At 50.9% G+C, this 26,465-nt stretch carries 36 protein-coding genes and 2 pseudogenes; 30 read left to right on the top strand and 8 right to left on the bottom strand.

Annotation, left to right across the window (positions count from 1 at the left end):
* Positions 1–95: 95 nt before the first annotated feature.
* The 10 genes from rsfS to ACQ86N_RS42405 all read left to right on the top strand — a co-directional run bounded on the left by rsfS (position 96) and on the right by ACQ86N_RS42405 (position 6,256).
* Entirely contained in the window at positions 96–587 is a 492-nt protein-coding gene (gene rsfS, locus ACQ86N_RS42450) for a ribosome silencing factor (RefSeq protein ID WP_431212319.1), read from the top strand.
* Between the two features lie 100 nt (positions 588–687).
* Positions 688–1,518 (top strand): ATP-dependent metallopeptidase FtsH/Yme1/Tma family protein, encoded by an 831-nt coding sequence (locus ACQ86N_RS42445; protein ID WP_431212318.1) that lies wholly within the window; start codon positions 688–690, stop codon positions 1,516–1,518.
* Entirely contained in the window at positions 1,407–2,729 is a 1,323-nt protein-coding gene (gene ftsH, locus ACQ86N_RS42440; RefSeq protein ID WP_431217824.1) for an ATP-dependent zinc metalloprotease FtsH, read from the top strand. The genes ACQ86N_RS42445 and ftsH overlap by 112 nt, the downstream gene beginning before the upstream one ends.
* Before the next feature lie 223 nt (positions 2,730–2,952).
* Entirely contained in the window at positions 2,953–3,381 is a 429-nt protein-coding gene (locus tag ACQ86N_RS42435; RefSeq protein WP_431212317.1) for a LutC/YkgG family protein, read from the top strand.
* A gap of 7 nt (positions 3,382–3,388) precedes the next feature.
* A complete protein-coding gene (locus tag ACQ86N_RS42430; RefSeq protein ID WP_431212316.1) occupies positions 3,389–3,661 on the top strand; it encodes a UDP-2,3-diacylglucosamine diphosphatase in 273 nt (90 codons plus the stop codon).
* Between the two features lie 13 nt (positions 3,662–3,674).
* Positions 3,675–4,181, top strand: coding sequence for a UDP-2,3-diacylglucosamine diphosphatase (locus ACQ86N_RS42425; protein WP_431212315.1), 507 nt, complete (start codon positions 3,675–3,677; stop codon positions 4,179–4,181).
* 133 nt (positions 4,182–4,314) lie between these two features.
* Positions 4,315–4,797, top strand: a complete 483-nt coding sequence (locus tag ACQ86N_RS42420; protein ID WP_431212314.1) for a hypothetical protein — start codon at positions 4,315–4,317, stop codon at positions 4,795–4,797.
* A gap of 56 nt (positions 4,798–4,853) precedes the next feature.
* Positions 4,854–4,982 carry a hypothetical protein gene (locus tag ACQ86N_RS42415; protein WP_431212313.1) on the top strand — a complete coding sequence of 43 codons (129 nt, stop codon included), beginning with the start codon at positions 4,854–4,856 and terminating at the stop codon, positions 4,980–4,982.
* Positions 4,983–5,060: 78 nt separating this feature from the next.
* Entirely contained in the window at positions 5,061–5,648 is a 588-nt protein-coding gene (locus tag ACQ86N_RS42410; RefSeq protein ID WP_431212312.1) for a hypothetical protein, read from the top strand.
* Entirely contained in the window at positions 5,570–6,256 is a 687-nt protein-coding gene (locus ACQ86N_RS42405) for a mechanosensitive ion channel family protein (protein WP_431212311.1), read from the top strand. Before ACQ86N_RS42410 ends, ACQ86N_RS42405 begins: the two co-directional genes overlap by 79 nt.
* Here ACQ86N_RS42405 and ACQ86N_RS42400 read toward each other — a convergent pair.
* The 4 genes and pseudogenes from ACQ86N_RS42400 to ACQ86N_RS42385 all read right to left on the bottom strand — a co-directional run bounded on the left by ACQ86N_RS42400 (position 6,164) and on the right by ACQ86N_RS42385 (position 9,131).
* Positions 6,164–6,673 carry a thioredoxin family protein gene (locus ACQ86N_RS42400; protein WP_431212310.1) on the bottom strand — a complete coding sequence of 170 codons (510 nt, stop codon included), beginning with the start codon at positions 6,671–6,673 and terminating at the stop codon, positions 6,164–6,166. The genes ACQ86N_RS42405 and ACQ86N_RS42400 overlap by 93 nt on opposite strands.
* Positions 6,674–6,842: 169 nt before the next feature.
* A pseudogene (locus tag ACQ86N_RS42395) lies at positions 6,843–6,965 on the bottom strand (MerR family transcriptional regulator); the annotation flags it as partial.
* A 1,193-nt stretch (positions 6,966–8,158) separates the two neighbouring features.
* A complete protein-coding gene (locus ACQ86N_RS42390; protein ID WP_431212309.1) occupies positions 8,159–8,608 on the bottom strand; it encodes a M23 family metallopeptidase in 450 nt (149 codons plus the stop codon).
* A complete protein-coding gene (locus ACQ86N_RS42385) occupies positions 8,544–9,131 on the bottom strand; it encodes a hypothetical protein (protein WP_431212308.1) in 588 nt (195 codons plus the stop codon). Before ACQ86N_RS42385 ends, ACQ86N_RS42390 begins: the two co-directional genes overlap by 65 nt.
* A gap of 276 nt (positions 9,132–9,407) precedes the next feature.
* Here ACQ86N_RS42385 and ACQ86N_RS42380 point away from each other — a divergent pair, with 276 nt between their 5' ends.
* The 17 genes and pseudogenes from ACQ86N_RS42380 (at position 9,408) to ACQ86N_RS42300 (ending at position 17,204) form a co-directional block, all read left to right on the top strand.
* Positions 9,408–10,031, top strand: coding sequence for an alanine--tRNA ligase-related protein (locus ACQ86N_RS42380; protein ID WP_431212307.1), 624 nt, complete (start codon positions 9,408–9,410; stop codon positions 10,029–10,031).
* A gap of 23 nt (positions 10,032–10,054) precedes the next feature.
* Positions 10,055–10,552, top strand: a complete 498-nt coding sequence (locus ACQ86N_RS42375; protein ID WP_431212306.1) for an alanine--tRNA ligase-related protein — start codon at positions 10,055–10,057, stop codon at positions 10,550–10,552.
* On the top strand, positions 10,498–11,061 hold the full coding sequence (locus ACQ86N_RS42370; RefSeq protein WP_431212305.1) for an alanine--tRNA ligase-related protein: 564 nt from the start codon (positions 10,498–10,500) through the stop codon (positions 11,059–11,061). Before ACQ86N_RS42375 ends, ACQ86N_RS42370 begins: the two co-directional genes overlap by 55 nt.
* Positions 11,062–11,141: 80 nt before the next feature.
* Entirely contained in the window at positions 11,142–11,771 is a 630-nt protein-coding gene (locus tag ACQ86N_RS42365) for a hypothetical protein (RefSeq protein WP_431212304.1), read from the top strand.
* Complete coding sequence (locus ACQ86N_RS42360) at positions 11,672–12,028, top strand: DHHA1 domain-containing protein (RefSeq protein ID WP_431217823.1); 357 nt, start codon at positions 11,672–11,674, stop codon at positions 12,026–12,028. The genes ACQ86N_RS42365 and ACQ86N_RS42360 overlap by 100 nt, the downstream gene beginning before the upstream one ends.
* 18 nt (positions 12,029–12,046) lie before the next feature.
* Positions 12,047–12,280, top strand: coding sequence for a DUF3820 family protein (locus ACQ86N_RS42355; RefSeq protein ID WP_431212303.1), 234 nt, complete (start codon positions 12,047–12,049; stop codon positions 12,278–12,280).
* Between the two features lie 211 nt (positions 12,281–12,491).
* Positions 12,492–12,623, top strand: a complete 132-nt coding sequence (locus tag ACQ86N_RS42350; RefSeq protein WP_431212302.1) for a hypothetical protein — start codon at positions 12,492–12,494, stop codon at positions 12,621–12,623.
* Positions 12,604–13,161, top strand: a complete 558-nt coding sequence (locus tag ACQ86N_RS42345) for a PDZ domain-containing protein (protein ID WP_431212301.1) — start codon at positions 12,604–12,606, stop codon at positions 13,159–13,161. The genes ACQ86N_RS42350 and ACQ86N_RS42345 overlap by 20 nt, the downstream gene beginning before the upstream one ends.
* Positions 13,110–13,355: a hypothetical protein gene (locus ACQ86N_RS42340; protein WP_431212300.1), complete on the top strand. Its 246-nt coding sequence runs from the start codon at positions 13,110–13,112 to the stop codon at positions 13,353–13,355. The genes ACQ86N_RS42345 and ACQ86N_RS42340 overlap by 52 nt, the downstream gene beginning before the upstream one ends.
* Positions 13,356–13,360: 5 nt before the next feature.
* Entirely contained in the window at positions 13,361–13,645 is a 285-nt protein-coding gene (locus ACQ86N_RS42335) for a PDZ domain-containing protein (protein WP_431217822.1), read from the top strand.
* Between the two features lie 9 nt (positions 13,646–13,654).
* Positions 13,655–14,475 (top strand): annotated as a pseudogene (gene gatB, locus ACQ86N_RS42330) (Asp-tRNA(Asn)/Glu-tRNA(Gln) amidotransferase subunit GatB); the annotation flags it as partial.
* 87 nt (positions 14,476–14,562) lie between these two features.
* Positions 14,563–15,123, top strand: a complete 561-nt coding sequence (locus ACQ86N_RS42325; protein ID WP_431217821.1) for a hypothetical protein — start codon at positions 14,563–14,565, stop codon at positions 15,121–15,123.
* Positions 15,124–15,147: 24 nt separating this feature from the next.
* Positions 15,148–15,390: a hypothetical protein gene (locus ACQ86N_RS42320; RefSeq protein WP_431212299.1), complete on the top strand. Its 243-nt coding sequence runs from the start codon at positions 15,148–15,150 to the stop codon at positions 15,388–15,390.
* Positions 15,391–15,425: 35 nt separating this feature from the next.
* Entirely contained in the window at positions 15,426–15,707 is a 282-nt protein-coding gene (locus tag ACQ86N_RS42315) for a hypothetical protein (RefSeq protein WP_431212298.1), read from the top strand.
* A 5-nt stretch (positions 15,708–15,712) separates the two neighbouring features.
* On the top strand, positions 15,713–16,255 hold the full coding sequence (locus ACQ86N_RS42310; protein ID WP_431212297.1) for a TlpA family protein disulfide reductase: 543 nt from the start codon (positions 15,713–15,715) through the stop codon (positions 16,253–16,255).
* Entirely contained in the window at positions 16,213–16,335 is a 123-nt protein-coding gene (locus ACQ86N_RS42305; RefSeq protein ID WP_431212296.1) for a hypothetical protein, read from the top strand. Before ACQ86N_RS42310 ends, ACQ86N_RS42305 begins: the two co-directional genes overlap by 43 nt.
* 248 nt (positions 16,336–16,583) lie before the next feature.
* Positions 16,584–17,204, top strand: a complete 621-nt coding sequence (locus tag ACQ86N_RS42300; RefSeq protein WP_431212295.1) for a phage integrase SAM-like domain-containing protein — start codon at positions 16,584–16,586, stop codon at positions 17,202–17,204.
* Positions 17,205–18,526: 1,322 nt separating this feature from the next.
* Here the strand turns inward: ACQ86N_RS42300 and ACQ86N_RS42295 are convergent.
* Positions 18,527–18,895 carry a hypothetical protein gene (locus ACQ86N_RS42295; protein WP_431212294.1) on the bottom strand — a complete coding sequence of 123 codons (369 nt, stop codon included), beginning with the start codon at positions 18,893–18,895 and terminating at the stop codon, positions 18,527–18,529.
* A gap of 519 nt (positions 18,896–19,414) precedes the next feature.
* Here ACQ86N_RS42295 and ACQ86N_RS42290 point away from each other — a divergent pair.
* The gene (locus ACQ86N_RS42290) at positions 19,415–19,780 is read left to right on the top strand and encodes a hypothetical protein (RefSeq protein ID WP_431212293.1); all 366 of its coding nucleotides are present in this window, start codon (positions 19,415–19,417) and stop codon (positions 19,778–19,780) included.
* Positions 19,781–19,792: 12 nt separating this feature from the next.
* Here the strand turns inward: ACQ86N_RS42290 and ACQ86N_RS42285 are convergent, their stop codons facing one another.
* Positions 19,793–20,584, bottom strand: coding sequence for a hypothetical protein (locus ACQ86N_RS42285; protein ID WP_431212292.1), 792 nt, complete (start codon positions 20,582–20,584; stop codon positions 19,793–19,795).
* Positions 20,575–21,138, bottom strand: coding sequence for a hypothetical protein (locus ACQ86N_RS42280; RefSeq protein WP_431212291.1), 564 nt, complete (start codon positions 21,136–21,138; stop codon positions 20,575–20,577). The genes ACQ86N_RS42285 and ACQ86N_RS42280 overlap by 10 nt, the downstream gene beginning before the upstream one ends.
* 559 nt (positions 21,139–21,697) lie before the next feature.
* On the opposite strand from ACQ86N_RS42280, the gene ACQ86N_RS42275 reads away from it, so the two are divergent.
* Positions 21,698–21,985 carry a helix-turn-helix domain-containing protein gene (locus ACQ86N_RS42275; RefSeq protein WP_431212290.1) on the top strand — a complete coding sequence of 96 codons (288 nt, stop codon included), beginning with the start codon at positions 21,698–21,700 and terminating at the stop codon, positions 21,983–21,985.
* A gap of 108 nt (positions 21,986–22,093) precedes the next feature.
* Positions 22,094–24,505, top strand: coding sequence for a VapE domain-containing protein (locus ACQ86N_RS42270; RefSeq protein ID WP_431212289.1), 2,412 nt, complete (start codon positions 22,094–22,096; stop codon positions 24,503–24,505).
* Between the two features lie 425 nt (positions 24,506–24,930).
* Here ACQ86N_RS42270 and ACQ86N_RS42265 read toward each other — a convergent pair whose 3' ends face one another.
* Positions 24,931–25,509, bottom strand: a complete 579-nt coding sequence (locus ACQ86N_RS42265) for a hypothetical protein (protein ID WP_431212288.1) — start codon at positions 25,507–25,509, stop codon at positions 24,931–24,933.
* Positions 25,510–26,465 lie beyond the last annotated feature (956 nt).

Below are 26,465 nucleotides of genomic sequence, written 5' to 3'. Positions count from 1 at the left end.
GGCCGGATCAGTCAATTTTAGATAGTATGGCGGCAAAAAGGTATATTTGGTCAACTTTTTGCCGCGATTTAAACATAACAAAAACGTTTTGATTATTGGAACAGCTTTCAATATTAGCTACCCGTAAACGCAGTGTAGTTCGACTAACGAGGAATTCGAAAATTTTAAAAACAATCATCAAAGCCATACAGGAGAAGAAAGGTGAAAATATAGTTTCCCTGGATTTAAGAAAGATACCGGAAGCCGTAGCAGACTTTTTTGTAGTATGTGAGGCAGGTAGCACCACCCAGGTGAAAGCTATAGCCGACTCAGTGGAAGAAGAAGTGAGGAAGAACTGCGATGAACTCCCCTATAAACACGAAGGCAGACAAACCCTGCAATGGGTCCTGATCGATTATGTCAATGTGGTGGTCCACGTCATGCTGCCGGAAAATCGTCGTTTTTACAAACTGGAAGATATGTGGAGCGATGCTCCCCGGAAAAACATGAAGGGTAGAAAAGGTCCAGGAACCGACAATTTAACAGTATATTTTGCCGTTTCTGGGGTTTTCCCGAACTTTTTCGCCTTATTATGTTTTATTATTTGATCGAAACCGGGCTGAGACAGGCTTAGCCGGGGCCCGGAGCCTGAAAATTGAATTATTATTGCAAAACAACACGGATAAATAAAAAATGCCACAAGACGATTTGAAACAAAATGATAAGAACAACTTTCCGAGGTTCAGGCCCAGGGGAGATGACGAGAATGGCCAGAGAAAGGGACCGAAGTTCAGCATCTATTGGATATGGGGTATCATCGCGGCTGTCCTGATCGGTTTCAACCTTTTCGGATCATTTTCGCCCGATGCCCATCAGATCGATGAGCTGGAGTTCCGGAAGAGCATGCTGACCAGCGGAGACGTCGAAAAGATCGACCTCATATCGAACAAGAATCTGGTCAGGGTCTATATCAAGAGAGACAGTCTTTCCAAACCATATTATACCAGATACAACAGCAAAAATTCCTGGCCGGGCGGTATCGGCAAGGAAGGACCGCAGTTCGAGTTCCGCGTCACCGACGTAAAGGACTACGAAAAGATCCTGCGCGAATATTTTGGGAGAAACCCCCAGATGGAGGTCCCGATCGTCAGCAAGCCGGAAGGCGAATGGTTCGGCCCGTTGCTGAACTTCCTGCTGCCGCTGCTGATCATCGTACTGATATGGGTAATGCTGATGCGGAAGATGGGAGGCCAGGCCGGAGCCGGAGGACCGGGAGGCATATTCAATATCGGCAAATCGAAAGCTACACTGTTCGACAAGGGCACCAAAGTCAATATCACCTTTAACGACGTCGCCGGCCTCGACGAGGCCAAGGTCGAGGTGATGGAGATCGTGGACTTCCTGAAGAACCCCAAAAATACACGGCGCTGGGTGGCAAGATACCCAAGGGTGCGCTGCTGGTTGGACCTCCCGGCACCGGTAAGACATTGCTGGCGAAGGCCATGGCCGGCGAAGCGCAGGTACCCTTCTTCTCCATGAGCGGATCGGACTTTGTCGAACTGTTCGTGGGTGTGGGCGCCAGCCGCGTTCGCGACCTGTTCAAACAGGCCCGGGAAAAAGCGCCCTGCGTCATCTTTATCGATGAGATCGATGCCATCGGCCGCGCCCGCGGAAAGAACGCGATCATGAGCAACGACGAAAGGGAAAGCACCCTCAACCAGCTGCTGGTTGAAATGGATGGATTCGGCGGCGACAGCGGCATCATCGTACTGGCTGCAACCAACCGTCCGGACGTGCTCGACACCGCCCTTCTTCGTCCCGGTCGTTTCGACCGCCAGATCTCCATCGATAAACCCGATCTCAAGGGCCGTGAAGCGATATTCAAAGTACACCTCAAGCCGATAAAGATCTCCAGCAAACTGGATATCCACAAACTCGCCGAACAGACCCCTGGTTTTGCCGGGGCCGATATCGCCAACGTTTGTAACGAGGCCGCTCTTATCGCCGCCCGTAAAGGGAAGGAAACGGTCGAGATGGAAGACTTCCAGGACGCTGTCGACAGGGTGATCGGCGGTCTGGAAAAGAAGAACAAGATCATCTCCCCCGACGAAAAGAGGATCATCGCCTACCACGAGGCGGGTCACGCCATCTGCGGCTGGTACCTGGAGCACGCCTATCCTCTATTGAAGGTCACTATCGTCCCCCGTGGCGTAGCCGCGCTCGGATACGCGCAGTATACTCCCAAGGAACAATACCTGTATAATACCGACCAGCTGTTCGACCAGATCTGTATGACACTGGGCGGCAGGGCCAGCGAAGAGCTGATTTTCGGAAAGATCTCTACCGGCGCTCAAAACGACCTGCAGCAGATCACCCGGATCGCCTATTCGATGGTGACGGTCTACGGTATGAACGACAAGGTCGGCAATGTCAGCTTTTACGATCCGCAGCAGGAGAACTCCTTCACGAAACCCTATTCTGAAGAGACTTCCAAGCTGATCGATGAAGAGGTCCGCAAGCTTATCGACAAGGCCTACGAGGCTACCAAGCAGCTGCTCACCGTCAAGAGCAGGGAAGTGAGGCTGCTGGCCGAAGCACTGCTCGAGAAAGAAGTCCTCTTCCAGAGCGACGTCGAAGCCCTCATCGGCAAGCGTCCCTACGAGGAAAAGAGAACCCTGGACGTCAGCGAACACGACAATGGCGTTCCGCCGGCAGTAGTGATCCCTCCTGCTACAGAAGAAGTAAAATAATCTGAACGTTTGCTATGAACGTTTCTTCAGCAAAAGAGAACATATTAAAAAAGATAAGGAAGGCGTTGAGCGAATCAACGCCTATTCCTTTTCCTCAAAGCGAGGGAAGCCATTCCGTTTTTCAACCCTCGACGCAGGACCTCGGTATCGAGTTCGCCGAGCAGTTCACGAAACTTCAGGGAAGTTCATCTTCTGTGCCGACCACAACGAGCTCGTCGCTCAGTTGAAGACGCTGATCGGCGGCCAGGGCTGGAAGAAGTTGTACTGCCGCGAGGACAAGATTCGCGAGGTGCTGAAAGCGCACGATTTCGATAGTTTTTCCTCCACCGACCTTGGCGACTGTGACGCCGCGGTTACCGGCTGTGAAGGACTGGTTGCACGTACCGGCAGCATTATCCTCAGTTCGGCCAGTCCGAGCGGGCGCACCGTCAGCGTCTATGCTCCCGTACATATCTGTATCGCCTACTCCGATCAGCTGCTCTATGACGTGAGGGACGGCCTGGTTGCGCTGAAGGAGCGATACCAGCAGCACCTGCCTTCGCTGATGACTTTCGCTACCGGCCCCAGCCGTACGGCCGATATCGAAAAGACCCTGGTCGTCGGCGTACACGGGCCGAAGCAGGTATATCTTTTTTTAGTGGACAGGTCGTAGCCTAAATTTGCCCCATGCAAATCCCCCCGGCAAAAAAATCTATTTTCTTTCTGATTTTCATCTGGGTGCCCCCAATCACGCCGCCAGTCTGGAACGCGAACGGCGTATCGTTGCTTTTCTCGAAAGGATCCGCCAGGACGCAGCCGTGATCTTTATCGTCGGCGACCTCTTCGACTTCTGGTATGAATACCGGACCGTCGTCCCCAAGGGCTTTATCCGCATTTTGGGAAAGATGGCGGAGATCACCGATTCGGGGATCCCGATCCATTTTTACGGGTAACCACGACATGTGGATGAGCGGTTATTTCGAACAGGAGCTGAATATTCCGGTATACCACGAACCAAAAGAATTTGAATTCAACGGGAAACAGTTTCTCGTAGGGCACGGCGATGGTCTTGGGCCCGGCGACCACGGGTATAAGTTCATGAAAAAGATCTTCCGCAACAAGGCCTGTCAGTGGCTGTTCGGTATCCTGCCGCCCGCCGTTGGCGTAGGCGTAGCGGGCTGGCTCAGCCGCCGGAGCAGGGCCGTCACGGGAACGCTCGACGCCCGGTTTCTGGGGGAGGAAAAGGAATGGCTCATCATTTATTCGAAAGAGGTGCTGCTTACCCGGCACTATGACTACCTGATCTTCGGACACCGGCACCTGCCCATCGACTTTTTGCTGAATGAATCAGGCAGCCGGTATATCAACCTGGGGGACTGGATACGTTATAATACATATGCGGTGTTCGACGGACAGCAGTTTTCGCTGGTGAGCGATACGCCGGAAACCGAACACCTGATCATCCGGAAATGAAAGGACGCCCCTTCCATATTATCCTGTTCGCGGCACTCACTGCAGTGCTGGCATTCCCCGGCTCCCGCCGCGGCCCAGGACGCCGGCGGAACCGGCGCCTACCAGCTCGACCAGAACCATCGGGGCCGATATCGTGGATTTTACGGCGGACAACCTCGGCAATATCTATGTGCTGAACAGGGACAACCAGCTGAAAAAGCTAGGTCCGAACGGCGATTCTCTGGCAGTATTCAACGACGTCCGCCGGTATGGCAAGATCGCAACGGTCGACGCCACCAATCCCCTGAAGATACTGGTCTACTACCGGGAGTTTACGACCGTTATCGAACTGGATCGCTTTCTGAATATCGTCAATACCATCGATCTCCGCAAACAGAATATACTCCAGGCGAAGGCCGTCGGCCTCGCCTATGACAACAACGTCTGGGTCTATGACGAGCTGGACGCACGGCTCAAGCGGATCGCCGACGACGGCTCGCTGGTCGACCAGTCCACCGATTTCCGCCAGCTGTTCGACGCCGCACCGGACCTTACAGTCATCCGTGATCAGGGGGCCTCGTCTATCTCTATGACACGACGAAAGGGGTATATATCTTCGACCACTATGGCACACTGAAAACCCATATCGACCTGCCCGGTTGGGAGGATTTCGACGTCATCGAAAAGAATCTGGTGGGCCGCGACGCCAAAAAGTTCTACCGCTACCAGCCGGGGACCCTGGACATGAAAGAAGAGCCCATTCCTCCTGCCTATCAGGGCGCCATCCGTATCCGCATTACCCCTCCGTTATTTATGTACTGAAGCCTGCCGGGCTGGAGATCTATTCGAGGAAATCCTGACGACGCCGGCGACCGGTTCCGACATTTATTACCTTTGCGTATGCGTAATTTCTGGAGCCTGATCTTCCTGAGCAATCCGCTGAAGAGCTATGTCGCGGTCGTGACCACGATCCTTTTCGTTATTGCCCTCAAGCGGGTTATTTCACGACTGATCGCCCGGCTGCTGTTCCGATTTGTCCGGCGGATGGGCTCAGGGATGGACAAGTCGGCTTTTCTCGACCTGGTAGTCGGCCCCATCGGAATCTTCCTGATCGTTTTTGTCAGCATGACTTCCATCGAGAAGCTGCACTTTCCTGACGAGCTGGACTTCGATATCTACGAGGTGAAGTCGAAGACCATCGTACAGGCGCTGGCGGTCATCGTCATCATCGTTAGTTTTATCTGGCTGTTGCTGCGGCTGGTGGATTTTGTCGCGCTGGTGCTGAGGAACAAGGCGAGGGGCGGAGGGCACCGGGACGTTCAGATGATCGTTTTTATACGGGACTTTTTAAAGGCGATCCTCGGTATCATCGGGGTGCTGATGATCCTCAACTCGGCCTTCAAGTGGACGTGTCCAGTATACTGGCATCCCTCGGTCTGGCCGGTGCGGCCGTTGCCCTGGCCGCGAAGGAGAGCATCGAGAACCTGATAGCTTCCTTTGTCATCTTTTTCGACAAACCGTTCAAGTCGGGAGACTACGTGAAAGTGAACGCCTTCGCCGGGACGGTCGAGAAGATCGGACTGCGGAGCACCCGTATCCGGACGGACCAGAAGACTTTCGTCACCGTGCCTAACAAGCAGATGGTCGACAGCGTGGTGGACAACCTCACGCTGAGGACCCAGCGCAAAGGCGAGCTGAGGCTCGAACTGGGGCTTTCGACCGGGCCGGCCCAGTTGGATCTGCTGATCGCGGGGATCAAAGGGATCCTCGTGAAGGATAAAGTGGAGAATAGCACGGCTTTCCTCAATGATATTACCGGCTCCGCCTATCTGATCAACGTGGATTATTTTTACTTCGCCGATCACCCAGGACGAATTCAATGCCGTCAAACAGCAGGTCAATCTGGATGTGCTCAGGCTGATGGAAAAGATGGGGCTGAGTATCGCCGGGTCCAGCACGGACGTTCGCGTTACGAATCTGACCCCCGGCGCGGCGCCGCAGAGTTAAGACTTGCTGACAATATCCCCTATTTCTTTCTCCCACTGTCCGTCCTTCCCGTATTCGACTACCCTGCCGATCTCCTTTCCTCCTTTTAGTATAATAAAGGTGGGCGTACTGACGAGGTGCATGTCTTCAGGCAGATGGCCGATGGCTTTTTTATGTCTGTCGACCATGATGACGGAGACCTGGTCGTTGGTGATCGAGGCCGCGTCAAGGAGTGTATAGAATTTTGGGAGCAGGCTTTGTGTGTCTTCGCACCATGTGCCGCCGAAGACCATGAACTGTAGTTGCGGGCCTTTGGCCTTGAGGACGGCGACGGTCTCTGCATTGGGAGTGTAGCCGACCTGATTCTTGTGGAACCAGCGGAAGGCAGTGTCGTTCTCCAGCATATCGCGGCTGATCAGTCCTTTTAGAAGCTTGTTGGGGCCGTCGGTGGATACTTCGTATTCGGTCTGGGCCTTGCTGAGGATGCCAATGCCTATAATTATAGCGATAAGGAATATATGTTTCATATCGGGGGTAAAAAATTAGCTCATAGTTGTGCCTTCCATTCGAGAAGGAAGGATCTAATTTCCTGAAGTCGCTGTACAATCTCAAACCGCTCTTCCGCTTTTTTATTTTTTTAAGAAATTCCTTTGCCCCTTCGATCGTGAACTTCTTTTGCCGCAGCAGGTGGTAGATCAGGTGCAGGTTCTTGATATCGACGGGGCGGAAATAGCGGTCTCCTTTTTTGTTTTTGCGGGGCTGGAGGATGTCGAATTCCGTTTCCCAAAATCGGAGGAGGGACTGGTTGACCCGGAACATTTCCGAGACCTCGCCCATGGTATAGTATTGTTTGCTGAAAAGGACTTCGTCGGCGGGTATTTCGATGAGGTCGGCCTCGGCGGATACCTGTTTTAGCGACTTGCGGCCCCTTTTGGAGGCGGTCGGTTTGGCCGCCTTTGCCGCCTTCGCCGCAGTGACCGCGGCGCGGCGATTTTTGCCCGGCCTTCCGGTACCGGCGGTTCCGTGATTGCATCGGCGCCGGCTGTTACCTCCATTGTCGCCACAGGCGCAGGTTCCGCCACAGGCGTAGGTCCCGCCGCAGGCATAGGTTCCGCCAAAGGCGAAGGTTCTCCCACGGGTTCCGATCCCGCCGCAAGCGAAGATTCTCCCACGGGTTCCAGTCCCGCCACAGGGGTCAGTCCTTCCCCGGCTACAAGTTCCACTTGCCGGCACGGGCTCTTCCACAACCGCCGGCTCCTCTGCGGTCTCTCCCACTGACTCCGGTTCGGCGATGGTTTCCCCGATAGCCACCGGGTTCTCAACCTCTATGCGGTCCACCATAGCTTCTGCCGTCTCCGATCCCTCACTGGTGTCCGCCGCCGCAGCAGGCTCCAGGCCAGTCTCTGACGGGGCCATACCGTTCTCCGCCGCTTCCGCGACAAGCCCCGTTTCCTCCGCAATATCTTCAGCCGGCGGCGACGGGAACAATTCGCCATTGATAAATTGGGGCAACTGGGGAACCTCTTCTTTTTTGGCAGCCGGTAAGGGCTCCGCGGCAACCGGCAAGGGCTCTCCCTCAACCAGCGACGATCCATTTCCACCTGATGATCCTGTCCTCGCCTCAGGCTGGGGAGCAACGGTTTCGGGAGGAGAATTCTTGAGCGTCTTGATTCGTACGACCACACCCGCAGCCTCTATGTATTGCGACAGAGGCTGTTGGCTGATTGATTCGGCCACTGCCACAGCCGGAGCCGGGGTCGGAGCGGTGTGCTCCGGGCCAAAATCAAGCGCTATTTGGGTTAGTCGACTGCTCATTCTGCGGTTTCGGCTCAAAAATCGTTCCTGTATTGACCTTTTAGGGGGTAGACCAATGGATTCGGACATCGGAGGACCTTCGAAAAGGCCTCGTCCATCGCCTTTTCCTGGCCATTCTCTCCCGTTCCGTCGCGAACGTCCCCTTAACCATCCTCCTCGGAAACTCGGGTAGGTCCATCCCGCTAAGATACGGCGGATTAGTCAAAACTTTGGTTGCTCGAAGCAGCTAACTTCAGCAGCCGGTCATATTGTTCGGGAGTAATGTCGTTGTAGAAATAAAACACGGGGTCGACCGGGTCCCCATTGCGGTGTACTTCGTAGTGGCAGTGCGGGCCGGTGCTCTTTCCCGTGCTTCCCACCCAGCCGATGATCTCGCCCCGCTTGACCTTTTCGCCCGGATGCACTTTCACCCGGAACATATGTCCGTAAAGGGTGCCGTACCCGTAGCCATGATTGATCACGACGTGGTTCCCGTAGCCGTTGCCGGTGTTGCCCGCAACTTCGACCGTCCCATTGGCCGTCGCATAGATCGGCGTGCCCTGCGGCGCCGCAAAGTCGAGACCGGCATGAAACTTAGTCGTCTTATAAACCGGGTCGATCCGGTACCCGAACCCCGACGCGATACGGTTGAGGTCCTTGTTGCTCACGGGCTGGATCGCCGGGGTGCAGGCCAGCAGCTGCTCCTTGTTCTTTATGAACCCGTCTATCTGGACGTAGGACTTTGTCTGACTCGCAATGCGCGCTTCCAGCTGGCCGAGAGTGTTGGCCACGGAAGTATAAAGATTTTCCCTGGTCCATTCCCTGTACGAGCTTCATCTCCTGCTCATGCTGGGCGGCTTTGGCCCTTGCAGAGTCGGGAATGGGGGCTGCCTCGAAGATGGCCCGGTAGACGTTGTTATCCCTTTTTTCGAGCTCACCCATTTGCTCCTGCAACTTTTTCACCTTGTCGTTAAGGGTATAATAGTTGTCCTGCAGGGCTTCATTGCGGCTCATCAGCCGCTTTTCATTCGCAGACGGGAAGTATTTATAGGCGATGGAGACCAGAATGAGTGCGGTAACGACAGCGGCCGACAGAAAACCGAGTACCCGCAGCAGGGTCACCCGCAGCGGAGTCTCCAGCTTCTCATACCGGAGGGTATTCGTGTTATAGTAGTACTTGATCTTCTTCATCCGGCAACAGGGTCCGTTCAGTTAAACCAGTCGACAGGGTTAGAACGGTAAAACAGCCTGATTTGGTGTACCTTCGCAGGGCCTTAGCCAAAAATGCCGGGGCCTTTTTTGAACCAGGGCGCACAAATATAACATGCGGCGATAAAAAACAGGACAAAAATTATTTTTTATCGCCAAAGCATAATGTCTGTACTTTCGGCCTTCGGGCCTCAAATACAATTGGTCTCCGACCAATTTGGGTGCGGGCCAAATATCAACCAAAGATTATTCCGTTTTATGATGACCAGTGCCGAAATAAGAGAGAAATTCCTCCAATTCTTCGTATCGAAGGGACATACCATCGTGCCTTCGGCTCCTATTGTGATAAAGAATGATCCGACCCTAAAGTTCACCAACGCCGGGATGAACCAGTTCAAGGACTATTTTCTGGGCAATAAGAAGGCTCCATTTGCAAGGGCGGCGGATACGCAGAAATGTCTCCGGGTCAGCGGAAAACACAATGATCTGGAAGAGGTTGGCGTGGACACCTATCACCATACCATGTTCGAGATGCTGGGCAACTGGAGCTTTGGCGATTATTTCAAGGTGGAAGCCATTGCCTGGAGCTGGGAGCTGCTGACCAAAGTTTACGGCATTCCCGAAGACCGGTTATATGTCACCGTGTTCGAAGGCGACAAGGAAGACAAACTTCCCCGCGATACCGAGGCCCATGAGGAATGGAAGAAATGGATCGCCGCCGACAGGATCCTGATGGGGAACAAGAAAGATAATTTTTGGGAAATGGGCGATACCGGTCCCTGCGGGCCCTGCACGGAGATCCACGTCGACTGCCGGCCGGACAATGAAAGGGCGGCCGTGGACGGAGCCACCCTCGGGTCAATAACGATCATCCCCAGGTAATAGAGATCTGGAACAACGTCTTCATGCAGTTCAACCGGCTGAAGGACCGCTCGCTCGAGCTGCTGCCCGCAAGGCACGTCGACACAGGAATGGGTCTCGAGCGGCTGGTCAGGGTTCTCCAGAAGAAGAATTCCAACTACGACACCGACCTGTTCACCGGAACGATAGGAGTAGTCGAAAAAATAGTCAAAAAACAATATTCTTTCGGGGACAGCAAGCAGGACATTGCCTTCCGGGTGCTTGCCGACCATATCCGCGCCATCTCTTTTACGATCGCGGACGGTCAGCTGCCTTCCAATACCGACGCGGGATATGTCATCCGCCGGATCCTCCCGCAGGGCGGTCCGGTATTATTTTTCTTATCTGGACTACAAGCAGCCGCTGCTGTTCCAACTGGTGCCCGTGCTGGCCGACCAGTTCAAAGACGTTTTTCCCGAACTGCACCAGCAGGTCGAGTTCATCGCCAGTGGTCGTTAGAGAAGAAGAGGATGCCTTCCTCCGGACACTGGACAAAGGTCTGAAACGCATAGACGAGATCGTCGGCACGATTCGCAAGGGTGGCTCGAAGACCATCGCGGGTACAGCTGCTTTTGAGCTGTACGATACATTCGGTTTTCCCGAAGACCTGACCAGCCTGATCGCGGCGGAGAATGGCCTGTCCATCGACAAGCCCGGTTTCGACGCGGAAATGAAACAGCAGAAAGACCGCTCGCGCGCCGCCACCGCCATCGACACCGGAGACTGGTCCGTACTGATCGACAACCCCCTGGTCGAATTCGTGGGCTACGATATGCTGGAGACCAATACCAGCATCGCCAAATACCGGAAAATAAAGGCGAAGGGGAAAGAGCTGTTTCAGGTCGTACTGGAAGCGACGCCATTTTATGCGGAAAGCGGCGGTCAGGCCGGCGATACCGGTACCCTGCTGTCGGGTGAAGAGACCATTGCGGTGGTCGACACAAAAAGGAGAACGACCTCGTCATTCATTTTACGGAAACCCTGCCTTCTAACCCGAAGGCTCACGTCATAGCCAGGGTCGACGCCCCCAAAAGGAAGGCTGCGGAGATCCACCACTCGGCAACCCACCTGCTGCACGCCGCTCTGCGCCGGGTGCTCGGGACACACGTCGCCCAGAAAGGCTCACTCGTCAATGACGAGCAGCTCCGCTTCGACTTCTCGCATTTCGCGAAGATGACGGACGAAGAGATCAGGGCGGTGGAGAAACTCGTCAACGAAAAAATCCGCGAAAACATCCCCGTCATCATCAAACAAATGCCGAAGGAAGAGGCGCTGAAAACCGGCGCCATGGCCCTGTTCGGCGAAAAATATGGCGATACCGTGCGGGTCGTCATCATCGATCCCTCTTATTCTGTTGAGCTTTGCGGTGGCACACACGTCGGTTCTACCGGTGAGCTGGGCTTTTTTAAGATCCTCCACGAATCCGCCGTTGCCGCAGGCGTTCGCCGTATCGAAGCCGTCAGCGGCCCGGCCGCAGAGGCTTACATAGAATCGGTCTTCGCCGGGCTCGCCGCGGTACGCGAAGCACTGAAACACCCCAAAGAGCTGACAAAAGCCGTCGATAACCTCGTCTCCGAGAATTCCGAGCTCCGAAAAAGCTCGAGAAGGCCGAGGCTCGTCAACTGGCTGACCTGCGTCAGCAGCTGCTCAAAAAGACAGCGACGGTCAACGGAGTCGCCTTTATCGGCGAGGTCGTGGAAGTTAGCAGCGCCGACGCCCTGAAGAAGCTGACCTTCGACCTCAAAACCGGGCTTACGGAAAACTCCACAAAATACCTCGCCGTTCTGGCTGCCAATGTCGAAGGCAAGGCTTCCGTCGCCGTTCTGGTCTCCGATGACCTATCGGCCACGCTGCAGGCGCCCGCGATCATTAAAGAACACGTGGCGCCGCTGATCAAAGGCGGCGGCGGCGGCCAGAAGACACTGGCCACGGCAGGTGGCCGAACCCGGCAACCTGCCCCAGGTGATCCACCAGGTTAAAGCGGTACTCGAAAAATAATGGAAGACCAGCCCCAACTACCCGATTCCGAGCTCCTGAAAACACTGGTCGCCATGCCGATGCCTTTTGGGAAATACAAGGGGACCCTCCTCTGCAATCTCCCCGTATCCTATCTCGAATGGTTCCAACGGGAGGGTTTTCCGAAAGGCAAGCTGGGAATGCTGCTGGCTACGATTTATGAGATCAGGATCAATGGATTGGAGCAGCTGCTCGATCCGCTGAAAAAAGGCTGATCCCGGGACCCTCCCCACACCCGTTCGCTGCCTCTCCGCCCAAAGGCCCCACGGTCACCCCATTTTTAACATTATTTAAAAATGTCCGAAAGCTTTCGTATTTCAGAAATTCCCCTATATTTGATCTACGAATCTGTACGTAGGTCGTTGACCAGGGTCGCTAACCCGGCAGGTTGCAGAAAACATTATTCAACTATTCAAACCCGCAACAATGAAGAAACTCCTTCTCCGGCTTTCAGGACTCGCGGCGCTGGTCCTGCTGATCAACCCCCTCAACCTTTGCGCAGAACGACGAGTACAAGGTCGAAAAAGATACTGCCGTCATGCGCCCCGACAACTATGACGAGATCATCATCAAACACAAGAATGACAAGGACGCCAAAGTGACCGTGGAGATAAAGAATGGAGAGGTCTTCATCAATGGCAAGCCTGCATCCGAGTACCACGATAACGATATCACCGTTTCGAAAAGAAAGGTCAAGATCATGAACGGCCGCAACTTTTCCTTCGGTCCCGACGGGGATATGGTTATAGCGCCTCCGTTTGACTGGGACGGCCCCGACGGCCCTAAAGGTATGGGCTCACCCTTCCGGAATGGCGGCGGAGCATGGAGCTATGACAGCAGGAAAAAGACGATCGACCAGGCCTATCTGGGGGTTAGCTCCAAAAGAGACGAAGACGGCCCTTCGGGGGCAAAGATCACGGCCATTTCCGACAGCAGCGCCGCCGCTAAAGCCGGCCTGAAAGTCGGAGACCTCATCACAAAGGTCGACGATGCAAAGATCGAAGGACCCGACGCCCGGCCGGTGCGGTTCACCGCCACAAGCCGATGGACAAGGCGACCATTACCTTCCAGCGGGACGGGAAAGAGCAGACCGTAACAGCCACACTCGGGAAGACGCAGCGGACGGAGCAGGCTCGTGGATACATGATGCCGGACATGAAAGGGATGGAAGAGCTGAGAAGATCCTTCGATTTTGACCGTCAGGGTATGCCGCCGGATGGAAGGCTTTATGAGGGACAGGGGCCCAGACTGGGAATACGAGCCCAGGATACCGAAGACGGCAAGGGGTAAAGGTCCTGGACGTTGACGACGAGTCTGCTGCCGCAAAGGCGGGGGTAAAGGAAGGGGACGTCATCACCAGATTTGACGGCAAGGAGGTGAACAGTACTTCCGCGCTGGTGGAGTCGGCACAGGCCGCGAAGTCCAAAACCAGCGTACACGTGAACCTGCTCCGGAATGGGAAAGCGATGGAGATGGACATAAAGGACGCCCCGGCGACTGAAGACCGCGGAACTGTAACAGATAATCCAACGATTTATATGGTCGGTCCATCGGTAGATGGATCGACCCTTTTTTTGTAGATTTGCGGAATGCCCGAAATCAATTATGACGCATACGAGATAGTCGTGGGACTTGAGGTACACGCCCAACTGCTGACCAGCACCAAGCTGTTCTGCGGCGACAGTGCGGCCTTTGGCGGAGAACCCAATACGCACGTCAGCCCTGTTACGCTGGGCTACCCGGGCGCCCTGCCCCGGCTGAATAAAAAGGCCGTGGAATATGCCATCAAAATGGGACTGGCCTGCCATTGCGAGATCGAAAGGAACAACTATTTCGCCCGAAAGAACTATTTCTACCCCGACCTGCCAAAGGGGTACCAGATCTCCCAGCATACCACCCCCATCTGCAAGGGGGGACGGGTGACTATCCGGACGGAGGAAGGACAGCGGGACGTCGTGCTCAACCGGATCCACCTGGAAGAGGATGCCGGCAAGAGCCTGCACGACGTAGATCCGCGGTATACGGCTATCGACCTCAACCGTGCCGGTGTGCCGCTGATCGAGATCGTAACGGAACCCGATATCCGGACCTCGGAAGAGGCCTACGCGTATCTTACGGAATTGCGGAAGATGCTGCGCTATCTGGAGATCTGCGACGGGAATATGGAAGAGGGTAGCTGCGCTGCGACGCCAACGTCAGCGTGCGCCTGAAGGGCGAGACTAGCACTGGGGACCAAGGTCGAGGTAAAGAACCTCAACTCCATCCGGAACGTCCGGCGGGCTATCGATTTCGAAGCGCGGCGACTGATCGGTCCTGGTGGCAAAAGGCCTCCCGGTACAGCAGGAGACGCGCAGCTTATGACGCGAACAACGGAACGACCTTTTCGCTGAGGTCAAAAGAAGAAGCAAACGACTACCGCTATTTTGCCGATCCCGATCTCCCGCCTTTCGAAGTATCCGATACTTTTCTCGCGGCAATAAAGGCTTCCATTCCGCCGATGCCCGAGCAGCTGATCGCAAAATATACAGCCGAACTGAAGTTGTCCGAGTATGACGCCCGGGGCATCTGTGACGACAAGGAGACGGTGGGCTATTTCGAATCGCTGATCGCGCATACGTCTAACTATAAGGCGGCAGCCAACTGGCTGCTGGGGCCGGTGAGATCCAGTCTCAATGAACAGGGACTCGACTGGAAAGACTTCCCCATTCCTCCGCAGACACTGTCGCGGCTGATTCAGATGGTGGACGAAGGACGTCTCAGCTTCTCCATCGCGGCCGGGCGGATCTTTCCCGAACTGGTAAAGGAGCCCTCGCGTCAGCCACTGGACATTGCCGTTGCCCTCAATCTCATACAGAGCTCGGATACCGCGGAAATATCGGCCTGGATCGAGCAGGCGCTGGCGGGAATGCCAGACAAGGTTTCGGAATACAGAAAGGGGAAGAAAGGACTCATCGGCCTTTTTGTAGGCGAGGTCAAAAAGCTGTCCCGCGGGAAGGCCGATCCGAAACTGACCAACCAATTATTACTGGAAAAACTGGAAAATCAGGCGCAGGCGTGACCTGGTTGCCAAAAACTTAAATATATGATCAAAAGATCTTTGTCGATCGTCCTCGTGGCCTCTCTTACTATACTGGTGTCCTGCAATACGAAGAAGAAGGGAACATTCACGGTCACGGGCACGTACAGGAATGCGGACAGACTCGCGTCGATGGAAGGCGGTCCGGTAAATAAGGTATACCTGCTGGAAGTCGCATACGGCAAGGACCCTGCGCCGATCCTGCTCGACTCGGCGAAGCTATCCCCGGAAAAGGCACCTTTACGCTGACCGGAGCTGCCAAAGCACAGGAGATCTATGAGGTAATGTTCGGGACCAACGCCCTCCCCGTACCCCTGATCAACGATGCGCCCGAAGTGAAGCTGGACGTGGACCTTGGCAAGCGGGACGATTTTTATCAGGTGAGCGGCTCCGAGGCCAGTACCCAGCTGAGGGACCTGATCACCATCTTCGGCAAGAAGAATTTCGAGGTTGAGCGCACGATGGCCTCCCTCGACAGCCTCAAGCGCGCCAATGCGGCGGACAGTGCCCTTCTCGCCGCGACCACGGTAAAAATAACGCAATCCTCGACCTCAACACCTACCTGAAACAGGTGCTGAATACAAATAGCAATTCAACGGTCTGCGCCCTGGCCCTCAGCTGGTCGTCGCGGAGCTTTTCCCAGCAGGAATTCGAGGCCTCTCTCGCCCACATGCTCGAGAAATACCCCACCAACGAGGCGATCATCGGGCTGAAGAAGAACTACGACCAGCAGCTGGCGCAGATGGCTCAGCAGGACAAGGAGGATAACAACGACAGCTGGGTAGGCAAGCCTGCACCCGACCTCTCCCTCCCCGACGCCAACGGCCGTGCGATATCCATCTCCTCCTTCAAAGGCAAATTTGTACTGGTCGATTTCTGGGCCAGCTGGTGCGGCCCCTGCCGCGCCGAGAACCCCAACGTGGTCAAAGCCTATCAGGAATACAAAAACCGCAATTTCACCGTTCTCGGCGTATCCCTCGACAAAGAAAAAGGCCCCGGCAGGAAGCCATCCACGAAGACCGGCTCGACTGGACCCACATCAGCGACCTCAAATTCTGGAACAGCAAAGCCGTGGAAACCTTCAAGTTCAACGGCATCCCCTTCAACGTGCTGATCGACCCCACCGGCAAGATCATCGCCCAAAGCCTCCGCGGCGACGCCACGGAAAATAAATTAAAGGAAGTGCTGCACTGATATTCAGCCAAATAAAAAAGAGGTCGAATGACCTCTTTTTTATTGAAGTGAAGTGTGGTCCCGTCCAGACCCTAACCTGTTTAACTCCGCTTTTTCGAGGTTTATTTGTTGATATTGATGATCAATTATTTGAAAGGTTTTTTGATCAAATTGGGGCAAAAAAGATAAGATGAAACTAAGAAAATCCGCCCCCTGTAACGCCCCCTGAAAAGATTTGCCCTATATTCGTAGGCTCAAATCCGTTCCATATGGCAAAGGTCACATTCGTACTCAAGGAAAAGGAAGCAGGGAAAGAAACCCCAATCGTCTGTTATATCCGATACAAGGGCCAGCGCCTGAAATATTACACCTCCGAACTAATTCACCCGAAACACTGGGAGGACCGAAAGCAAAGCAAAAATTATCAACGCGCCAAAGGATCATTGGCAGAAGCTCCGGAGCTTAACCGGAGGCTGGACGAAATTGAGCGGACCGTTAAGAACGTTTTCCGGCAGTTTCAGAATGACCATTCGAATGCGATTCCCGGTCCCGAACAGCTCAAACAATTGCTGGATGTGGAATTTAAACGGGTGGCTACTACCAAAAAAGAGTTTCTGGACTTCTTTCAGGAGATAATTGATTCTTCTAAGAGCGGGACCCGCGTTCATCCACAGACGGGGAAGCCGATCAGTCCAAATACGGTTAAGACCTATGTTACTACCCTGGCTCATATAAAGAGCTTTGCAGAAAAGGCAAGGCGAAAGGTCACCTTTGAAACGGTTACTCTGGACTTTTATAGCGATTACACAGAATACCTAATTAAGACTTTAAAATTGGGTGTCAATTCTGTCGGGCGCGATATTAAGATTATCAAAAACGATATTGAGTGAAGCCACAGAGAGGGGCTAAATGATAATCTCACCTACAAAGGGAAACGTTTTGTCGTGAGCAAGGAAACATCGGATAGCATTTATCTGAACGAAGCTGAGATCAAAGAAATCGAAGGCTTAGACCTTAGTGAAGACACCAAACTCGAGCGGGTCCGCGACCTGTTCATTGTTGAGGTGTTATACCGGACTACGTTATTCTGACTACTCCGTTCTGCGTGCGGAAGATTTACAGGGTGATTTTATTGATATTACCCAGGCAAAAGACTGGAGACCCGGTTGTAATACCTATACATCCCGCGGTGATGGCGATGGTAGAGAAATACAAAGGAAATTTGCCGAAGCCGATCAGCAATCAGAAGACTAATGATTACCTGAAAGAGGTGGGCAAACTGGCAACTTCACTGCAAGCCACGATCACCCGAGGAGTTTACCAAAGGTGGGGTAAAGGTTAGTGAGACCTTTCCCAAATGGGAGTTACTTACTACCCATACCGCGCGGCGGTCCTTCGCTACTAATGAATATTTAGCTGGTACGCCGACTGTTACCATCATGGCTATTACTGGTCACCGGACAGAAAAAGGCGTTTCTGCGATATATAAAGCTGACCCCGAAGGAACACGCGAAACTGCTGCAGTTGCATTGGCAGAAAAGAGCAGACACACTGAAAGCGATATAGTTGCGATCCAATAGCCAGCACGAGAATCTCCACGCGCGCAAAGCTTTACCGTTAATCAATGTTCCAGCGCTTTTATGACAGGGGTTGTGCTTGGTTTATCTGGACACCTCCGCGGCGGGAGACGATAGGCCCGTACTAAGAAATCCAGTAATCAAGGAGCATCTATGGGCAGGTATTATCAGATGGCAGAACGTTATTCGCAGGTTCGGATATATACCGGAGGACCTGCGTGAAAAGGTGGGGCAAGATAAGGCGATGTTTGACGAATTGGGTTTGATGCCTGAGAGTGACCCGCGGTTTGATCCTAATCGGATTAAAGAAAAATAAATTTACCTTCCGGTAGGCATTTCCCCAATTATTCTTTCACTGACCAGTTCGTAGTCTATCCAATGTGCGGTTAGATCAATTAGCTGTTTAAGATCGTTAATGTCCTTTTTTTCCCAGCTTCCTAGTGTAGTGTGTTTCATCATTTCCCAACCATGCGGCTCTAGCTGCCAGCGCCTTGATTTTCTCATTTTGAATATGCTTGGAAATGCATTCGCCAAGTAGGATTCGCTTTATAGTTTCCGACTGTGATGGGGTTTTACTTATTAGGTAGTCTTTGATCAAAAATTCGAGTGATTTTCGATACCCTGGTCCAACTATATCAGTCAGTCCGTGAAATTCTCACTTGCCTAGCTTGGTTATATATTCGTGAAAAATCGGGAGACAATTTATTAATATCTTCGGAAAAATCCATTTTTCCATAATTGCCGAGCAACGTCTTTTCAAAATGATAAATTACCCCATCTGATGCAATGGCTTGCGAATATTCGCCTATAAAATGTCTTTCGCAATCCGCTCTAGGACACGCATAAAAGAGCCACAGTTTGCAAAGATTGTTGTGTAAAAATCCACCAAACAAAAATGGTTGTACTCCTTTGTGGCAGAAAGGGCATTCATCTGGGTGGCGGTCGAAATTTGTATTTGCAGGCAGTCTTTTATTCGTGATAACGCCTGCCGTAAGTTTAATCATAGGACCAAATATACCAATTTATTGCACCTTAGAAAGTAAATATGTTCGAATTGGCGGGCATGTATTTAGGCTATGTGGGCGCTATTCTTATTGGTGTTACATATGCCACTACGAAAAATTAGTTGCACACATTTATAGAGACGGCGACGCAAGATGGTGCGTTGTTGGAATAAACATGCGACCTGTTGAGAACGGTTACGTGGATCATAGACATGCATTTGTATGCAATGCATTCATAGAATTTGTTCAGAAATTTGAATCGAATGGAACATGGCTGATATTTACACAAGCCAATGGTAGAACTCAGATTGTGGGATAGATAAAAGCCAATTAACGAGATAAGCTGAATAACTGGGGTCCAGCTTTATCTGATATTCTCGCCCTTCCAGTTGTTCGCGCCTCTTTATTAGTGATGCTACTTTAGCTCCACAATCATTTACTATGTTGTAGCGGCTATCGATTTCCTTTAATAACAAAAATTCTATTATTCAAGGATCGGAAAAAGTTTCCTTCATCCACATGGTAGTAATTATCAAAGTTTATTGTTATCTTGAAGGAATCCCAATATTGTCGTTTGTCACTTTTACACCATCTGCTATGAATAGTTACCCCAATAAACCCCTGGCGGAATTTACGGAGGGCGAGAAATACGATATAGTCAACCACGAACTAGCTCTTCTTCCATATTTTGGATCGGATATGTCAAAACATATTAGCGTTATAATTGGGCCAATGCCGGTAATGAAGGGACAAGCCTCAGAAGTAATGGCGATTCAATACCGATTGCTGTCTGACTTGCAAAATCAAAAAGGAGCGAAAGAGAGAATAGAGGATACTTTAAACAAAGCCGGTGCCATATTGAGAATGCCGGTAACAACCTATTGAACAAGTAACCCCTTATTGCATTTGAATCTCAATAGGTGCGACTAGATCACTCTTATTATAAACTTTGGTTTTTTTGCTGCCAGTATGGAAGAAAATTAAGGTTTCGCCCGGCGATCCAATAAGTTTGGTTGAATCGTTTGTGAATAAAGTAGTGTCTTTGAATACTAATTTAGTTGTTTCAAGTGTTGAATTGTACCGATGGAATTTTACTTCGTTTACGTTGTATTTACATACGGTTAAAATAAGTGAAACAAAAAGGGAAAATATTAAAGTAGCGTGCGGCAACCTTCTATATATTATGTATCTAGGATCGTAAAAATGGAACCCGTAATTTAGAGTAAGAGTCATAAGCAAGACAAAAAGAATATTTCGGGTTAAGCCGATTTCATTTTGCGAATGCGTGGTTGGGTTTTTATGTTGATCCAATATTAAGGTTATTACAATCCCGGATATGCAAATAAGAGAAGTAATCAAAGTGAACTTCTTTAATATATCATGCTTGTATTTGACCATCCTAAATTTGGATCGCTTTTTTCTTCTTAATAAATGAGTGTAAATTCTTAAGAAAGAGGCTAACGGAATCGCAATTGACGGGATTCCGATAAAAGCGATTTTAAAGCAAATAGGAAGGAAAAGAGGGATGAGATCGGTCGGTTTCAAGTAGCCGTAAATATCAATTCCGAATTGATTGTAATAGTAAAAGATGTAAATATTGCTAAGCGCAATTAGAAGTAGTGCTACTAGTGCTCCTAATTTAATAGCTATGTCGAGTTTGTCTTTTAAATTGCCCATGCTTATTTCCAAATTGACATTTTTAAGTGTAGATACTTTTCCGAAACGTGTGACCAGAATTTCCTAAATTGGCCAATTGGTCCTTCGGCAATCCATGCCCCGCGCCGCGCAGTGTTTTCATATGTCTCAAAACCTTCAATTGCTTGTAGGTGGTGGATGGAAGCCAAATAATTTGTCGCTACACTTGCATATGGCGCGGTTTCATCCCCAGTAGTAAGAGAGAAATATTCTTTTATTGCCTTCAAGTATTCTTGCTCTTCATCCGAAATTCCTTCAAAGTTTTGATTCCAAACAAATGCCTTTAGTTTGTCTCGAATTGGCTCATTTTTCCTCCTTTTCTTTTGAATAAGAGCTGTTGTTTCATTGAGTTTCTTAGATGACAATATTTTGGGATTGTTGAGAATGTCTAGAACGTCGCGGAACATGGCTGTATAGTCCGCGCGAATATTGGATAAGTCGGAGTAGATGGGGTCATAAATGTTCGTGAATCCGTCCTTTCTATTTTGGGTTCTATATTTTTTATAGCTAAATAACTCGTCGAGCAATTTTAATAGAGTATCAAGCATAAGGCATATGGTTTATGGGAATACTAATATAGCTAAACTAAATGAGAACGTCCTGGCTTGTGTCGTAATTTTGAGCTAGACGTCTGTATCTCATCTACATTTCGCTAATGGAGTTTTTTTCTCACTATTACTTTTGAACTGTAGTTATAAGGTGAAGGAATCATAGGACGTTAGGAAAACCTTTAGGGCGGCACTTATACCGTCATCGTTTGACTCCGAAAATTATACGGCGGATGTGGTCGTTGCCTCGGAAACGTCTGTTTTTCGAAATTCCTGGGTAGTCCTATAGCAAGAGATAATAGTTTGTGAGACCTCGGCCGTTAGGCTTGCCGTCTGAATTGGGCCGGCCCCGGTGTGAATACTTACGGCACTGTATCTTTTTCTTGCCAATGCGCTCGACCCAGTTGATTACATGAAATGGGGCCGGAAAAAAGAGAGGGGACAAGCTGAAGGCGGTATAACCGCAATCAACCGCTCAAAGTTGCACCAAACTTTGCCCATAGATCGCCCATAGAAGGTGATTAAATAGCGCCAATTTGCGTTAACAAACGACGTAATTATGCAAGAATTGATTTTATCTTCCATCCCTTTATCTTCATTGCAGGCCGCTATCAAAGATGCTATCCGCGCCGAGCTAGGTAATGAAACGAAAGCCTCAGTGCCCCAACATAAAGAGGGCTATTTAACGCGGAAAGCGGCAGCAGGCATATTGAATATTTCTCTCCCCACCCTTCACGAATGGACACTTTCAGGCAAACTTCCTGCGTATCGAATTGGGTCTCGCGTCCTTTACAAAAAGGATGAAATTGACAACGCCCTTAAGCGAATGCGGGTTTCGGTGCGGTAGGCACTCAGGGCTAACACCGCATATATATAGAAATCTATTGGACGCGGGGACGTTTATTATACGCCCCGCTGAAAAATTCGAAATGGTTGAATCTACGAAAGCAAAAAAATGCACCTACAGCACGACTTTAAATTTAACATCGCGACAGGCAAGAGCCGAAGAGAAATAGCCTGGAAAAATAAAACAATATTTTGGTCCACGCTGGTGGAAAAAATCTCCGTTACCCATCGGACTGCCGAGACCTACGCTGAATATTTAGGCGCCAAGAAAGAACGACAGTCCGAAATTAAGGATATTGGCGGATTCGTCGGCGGCTACCTATCGGGGGGCGGCGCAAAGCCGGCAGCGTACAGGAGCGGCTGGCTTATCACCCTGGATATCGACCACGGCAGCGCGGCGCTATGGGACGATTTTACGCTACTCTACGACAATGCTGCGGCATTGTATAGCACACATAAGCACAGCCCCGAGACACCACGGTTTCGGCTGGTGATCCCGCTGGATAAACCCGTGTCCGCAGATCAATATGAGGCCATAGCACGCCGCATAGCCTACAATCTCGGCATTGATGCCTTTGACGACACCACATTTGAGTCTACCCGGCTGATGTACTGGCCCTCGACTGCCAAAGATGGGGAATACGTATTCCATTACCAAGATGGAGAGCCCCTGAGCGCGGAAATGTGCTTATCGGCATACCGCAATTGGAACGACGTTAGCGAATGGCCGATGAGCTCCCGGCAATCGGAGCGGATGCGTATAGGCGCTAAGAAGCAGGGCGACCCGTGGGAAAAACCAGGCATTGTCGGTGCCTTTTGCCGTACCTACGGAATTGTAGACGTCATAGGTGAGTACCTGAGCGAAGAGTACGAGTCTACCGACCAGGAGGACCGCTATACCTTCACTGGCGGCAGCACGGCGGCAGGGCTAATTGTATACGAGGACAAATACGCGTTTAGCCATCACGGCACTGACCCGGCAAGCGGCAAGTTGTGTAACTCCTTCGACCTTGTGCGGCTTCACAAATTCGGCACTCAGGACGAGAACTGTACCCCGGACACGCCGATCAATCGACGGCCCTCATATCTCACAATGGAAGACCTCGCGCGTCGGGATAAAGGCGTAAGCCTGCTAATCAGTCGCGAAAGGCTGGAACTGGCGCAGGAGGATTTTGCAGTGGATCCAGCCACCGAGGATATGGAGGGCACTGCCCCGGCTTCGGATGAATGGCTATCACAGCTTGAAAAAGACAAAAAAGGCAACACGCTTTCCACGCTGGGGAATATTATTCTTATATTGGAGAACGACCCGAAGCTAAAGCAGGTCTTTGCCTTTGACGAGTTTGCCCAACGCGAGATTATAACCCGGTCGTTGCCGTGGCGGCCAATTAAGACGAGCCGGTTCGTTACGGAGCGCGACGGCGCCAACCTTGCACACCGGTTGGAGAAGCTGTACGGCCTACCGCTCAATCTGACAAAACAGGATACCGCGTTGGCTCACGTCTTCGAGAAATACAAAGTACATCCTGTCCGAGAATATCTGAGCGGCCTGACCTGGGACGGCACCGCTAGGGCCGACACTTTGTTTATTGACTACCTCGGGGCGGAGGACACCCCGTACACGAGGGCGGTAACGCGCAAGATACTCACGGCCGCCGTCGCGCGGGTCTTTGTCCCCGGTATCAAGTTCGATTATGCTCCCGTGCTGGTGGGGCAGCAAGGCGTCGGTAAGTCCACGATTATCCAACGCCTCGGGCGCGAATGGTTTTCCGACACCTTTACAACGGTTGAAGGGAAGGAGGCATTCGAACAATTGCAAGGGGTCTGGATAATCGAAATGGGCGAGCTGGCGGGCTTGAAGAAGGCCGAAGTAGGTACGGTTAAGCACTTTATAAGTAAAACTGCGGACCGGTTTCGGGCGGCCTATGGTAAGAAGGTAATGGACTGCCCGCGGCAATGCGTCTTTCTCGGCACTACCAACGACGGTGAGTTTCTGCGGAACGACGCGAACGGCAACCGTAAATTTTGGCCCATTTCCGTCTACGTCTCCGCGCCAGTGAAAGACTTATTTGAAGACCTCACAGAACCGGAGGTAGGGCAGATTTGGGCCGAGGCAGTCCACCTTTTCCGCGCCGGTGAGTCTTTGCACTTGTCTGCGGACCTGGAGGCCGAAGCAAACGCGATACAGGCCGATCACACAGAGAAGGACGAGCGCACTGGCCAGATTACGGAGTTCCTGGACATGCTCCTGCCAGCATCCTGGGAGAGTTGGGATATAGATCAGCGCCGGGGGTACCTAATGGGCGGTGAGCTACAGGAAGTTGGTACAATACAGCGGGTTGCCGTGTGCGCTGGCGAAATCTGGTGCGAGCTATTCGGCAAGAGGCCGGGGGAAATGACCGCCTATAATACGAAAGACATACATACCATATTGCGGGGCTTGCCCGGTTGGGAACGCGCGACCGGGGGACGCAGGTTCAAATATTACGGGTATCAGAAATGGTACAGACGCACTGGGTAGCAAGTTAAGGGTTTCGGAGACCGGCAATGGTGAAACCATTGAAACCAACTGAAACCATTTATGGTTTACACGAGAACTCTTTGCCACACTACATTTTAGCCCATTGAAACGATTGAAACCATTTTTATTTAGAAGTAATAAAAGTAGTATTAGGCAGTAGAGAGAAAGCTGGCACCCACCTAACGCCCCTAATGCGCGTAACCGCGTAAGAAAAAATGGTTTCTGTGGTTTCTTGGTTTCACGATCACAATACACGAAAATCGAAGATGAAAATAAGCGAAAAATATTTCGAGGCGAAACTGCGGGAGGTCGTCAAAAGATTGGGGGGAATAGCGTTTAAAATAATCTCCCCTCATTTACAGAGATGCCTGACCGCATTGCCCTTATGGGTATCACGTTGCAGGGCTATTTATGCAGATACCTGGTTAGCCTTCCTTTTGCGCCTTGAAATTCTGGTAGAATTTTATGGCTTGGTGGTAAGAGATAAGGATTGTTGCTATTACAAATAATATGGTTGCGATGCTTTTTATAAAGTTGCTTTCGCCGTCTAAGGCTGCAATTTGCTTGACGGCTATGGCCTGTGCGTCAAAGTCTATGTGACGAAATTCGGTTTCCTTTTCCTCAGCCATAATGTGAAGCGTGCTATCATTAGCCCAGCTGTGGCCCTTTTTCTTTAAGTCGAATAGAATTAGCAACTCTTTTGAATAGAGAGAGTAGAAGAAATCGGAACTGTCACGAGTCTCGTTTTTTAGGATTTTCAGACCGTAAATGGCATTCACCTTGTCCGCCGTCTGGTTCCACACCATATCAAATATCTTTGAATTATAAATAGAAGTATCCTTATATGAATTTTTATGAAGCTCGGCGGTTTCAATTACCACGGCGTCGGTACGGAGATCAGATTGATATTTCCAATAGTTATATAAAAGCCTACGAGTGTCCTCAACTTGAGATTTTTTGTCGTCGACTTTGAAATTTTGAAAGTACCAGGTTAGAACGAGCAAACATGTTCCAATTAGGAACCTGTATTGATCCTTTATTACCAAGCCTATTTTCCTGGGCGAAATCTTTTTTTGGTTTATCACTTGGCATCAGTTGACTGCTTTTTTTATCCATAGTATTGAGAGTTTGGGGGTGTAAGACCCACAAATTATCAAATGCCTGAGAGTTATAAGAACAGTAAAAACACCCATTTTTTGAGATGTACATATTATCTCACAACCTCCAACGGGCCCGCGCCAAAATTTGCATTCCAGGCCCTTAAAGGCACGCTTCCCAGGAATGGTAATAAAGGCACAGAGAACATATTGAAACTGATATTTATTGGAACGAACTGAGTCTCATTGAAAACCCTAATTGACAAACGTATTGGGAGGACAAGTATACACCAAATCGGCAATAATAGTGTAACGGTAATGCATATATAAACTTCGATCAATAGGCTCCGGTAGTATGCTTTTACCTTTGGTGTGGTACAGAATGCGTATGATTATATTGTGTGTATTTGCGCAACCGACGAGGGCCACAAAAGGAATGTGGTGGGAGTGGGGCCTTTGGGGTCCTTCCCCATTGATTATCAATCGCGTGCGCCCATGCGCAAAAACTCTCTAGTTGCAGGGTTAAAGAAAGTACGCACTATACCCAAGTGCCAGCAGGCCAATTACCGTCTAGATCGGCAAGGGTAGAGAACACCGAGTATTATTTACACCCTCAAAACAAAAGGGACCATTGGCGAGATCGTAGTCTTTCGGCTGAATGAAATGAATTAAGGACAAGAGATTTTTGATGAACACGATTCGCCCGATACTTAGAAAATGTTTATCTTTCTAATATTAAAGAAAATAGGTTATATTCAGAAAACAAAATAATAGCAAATGCTCAGTGACTTAATGGAAAAGGCGAACGCTATAAAATCTGGACTGAAGGAAACAAGCACGCTCGTTGAGAGCGCAAAAAGAAG

Source organism: Puia sp. P3, assembly GCF_050632245.1.
Classification (GTDB): domain Bacteria; phylum Bacteroidota; class Bacteroidia; order Chitinophagales; family Chitinophagaceae; genus Puia.
The sequence above is the reverse complement of the archived record's forward strand: the minus strand, read 5'-3'. Positions and strand labels throughout refer to the sequence as shown.

What these genes read in the sequence shown, in the direction of transcription:
- ACQ86N_RS42425 (WP_431212315.1), top strand. Translation starts at nt 3,675, where the DNA reads ATGAGCGGTTATTTCGAACAGGAGCTGAATATTCCGGTATACCACGAA.
- ACQ86N_RS42410 (WP_431212312.1), top strand. Translation starts at nt 5,061, where the DNA reads ATGCGTAATTTCTGGAGCCTGATCTTCCTGAGCAATCCGCTGAAGAGC.
- ACQ86N_RS42400 (WP_431212310.1), bottom strand. Translation starts at nt 6,673, where the DNA reads ATGAAACATATATTCCTTATCGCTATAATTATAGGCATTGGCATCCTC.
- ACQ86N_RS42385 (WP_431212308.1), bottom strand. Translation starts at nt 9,131, where the DNA reads ATGAAGAAGATCAAGTACTACTATAACACGAATACCCTCCGGTATGAG.
- ACQ86N_RS42380 (WP_431212307.1), top strand. Translation starts at nt 9,408, where the DNA reads ATGATGACCAGTGCCGAAATAAGAGAGAAATTCCTCCAATTCTTCGTA.
- ACQ86N_RS42375 (WP_431212306.1), top strand. Translation starts at nt 10,055, where the DNA reads ATGCAGTTCAACCGGCTGAAGGACCGCTCGCTCGAGCTGCTGCCCGCA.
- ACQ86N_RS42355 (WP_431212303.1), top strand. Translation starts at nt 12,047, where the DNA reads ATGGAAGACCAGCCCCAACTACCCGATTCCGAGCTCCTGAAAACACTG.
- ACQ86N_RS42350 (WP_431212302.1), top strand. Translation starts at nt 12,492, where the DNA reads ATGAAGAAACTCCTTCTCCGGCTTTCAGGACTCGCGGCGCTGGTCCTG.
- ACQ86N_RS42345 (WP_431212301.1), top strand. Translation starts at nt 12,604, where the DNA reads ATGCGCCCCGACAACTATGACGAGATCATCATCAAACACAAGAATGAC.
- ACQ86N_RS42340 (WP_431212300.1), top strand. Translation starts at nt 13,110, where the DNA reads ATGGACAAGGCGACCATTACCTTCCAGCGGGACGGGAAAGAGCAGACC.
- ACQ86N_RS42325 (WP_431217821.1), top strand. Translation starts at nt 14,563, where the DNA reads ATGCCCGAGCAGCTGATCGCAAAATATACAGCCGAACTGAAGTTGTCC.
- ACQ86N_RS42320 (WP_431212299.1), top strand. Translation starts at nt 15,148, where the DNA reads ATGATCAAAAGATCTTTGTCGATCGTCCTCGTGGCCTCTCTTACTATA.
- ACQ86N_RS42315 (WP_431212298.1), top strand. Translation starts at nt 15,426, where the DNA reads ATGTTCGGGACCAACGCCCTCCCCGTACCCCTGATCAACGATGCGCCC.
- ACQ86N_RS42300 (WP_431212295.1), top strand. Translation starts at nt 16,584, where the DNA reads ATGGCAAAGGTCACATTCGTACTCAAGGAAAAGGAAGCAGGGAAAGAA.
- ACQ86N_RS42295 (WP_431212294.1), bottom strand. Translation starts at nt 18,895, where the DNA reads ATGATTAAACTTACGGCAGGCGTTATCACGAATAAAAGACTGCCTGCA.
- ACQ86N_RS42290 (WP_431212293.1), top strand. Translation starts at nt 19,415, where the DNA reads ATGGTAGTAATTATCAAAGTTTATTGTTATCTTGAAGGAATCCCAATA.
- ACQ86N_RS42280 (WP_431212291.1), bottom strand. Translation starts at nt 21,138, where the DNA reads ATGCTTGATACTCTATTAAAATTGCTCGACGAGTTATTTAGCTATAAA.
- ACQ86N_RS42275 (WP_431212290.1), top strand. Translation starts at nt 21,698, where the DNA reads ATGCAAGAATTGATTTTATCTTCCATCCCTTTATCTTCATTGCAGGCC.
- ACQ86N_RS42270 (WP_431212289.1), top strand. Translation starts at nt 22,094, where the DNA reads ATGCACCTACAGCACGACTTTAAATTTAACATCGCGACAGGCAAGAGC.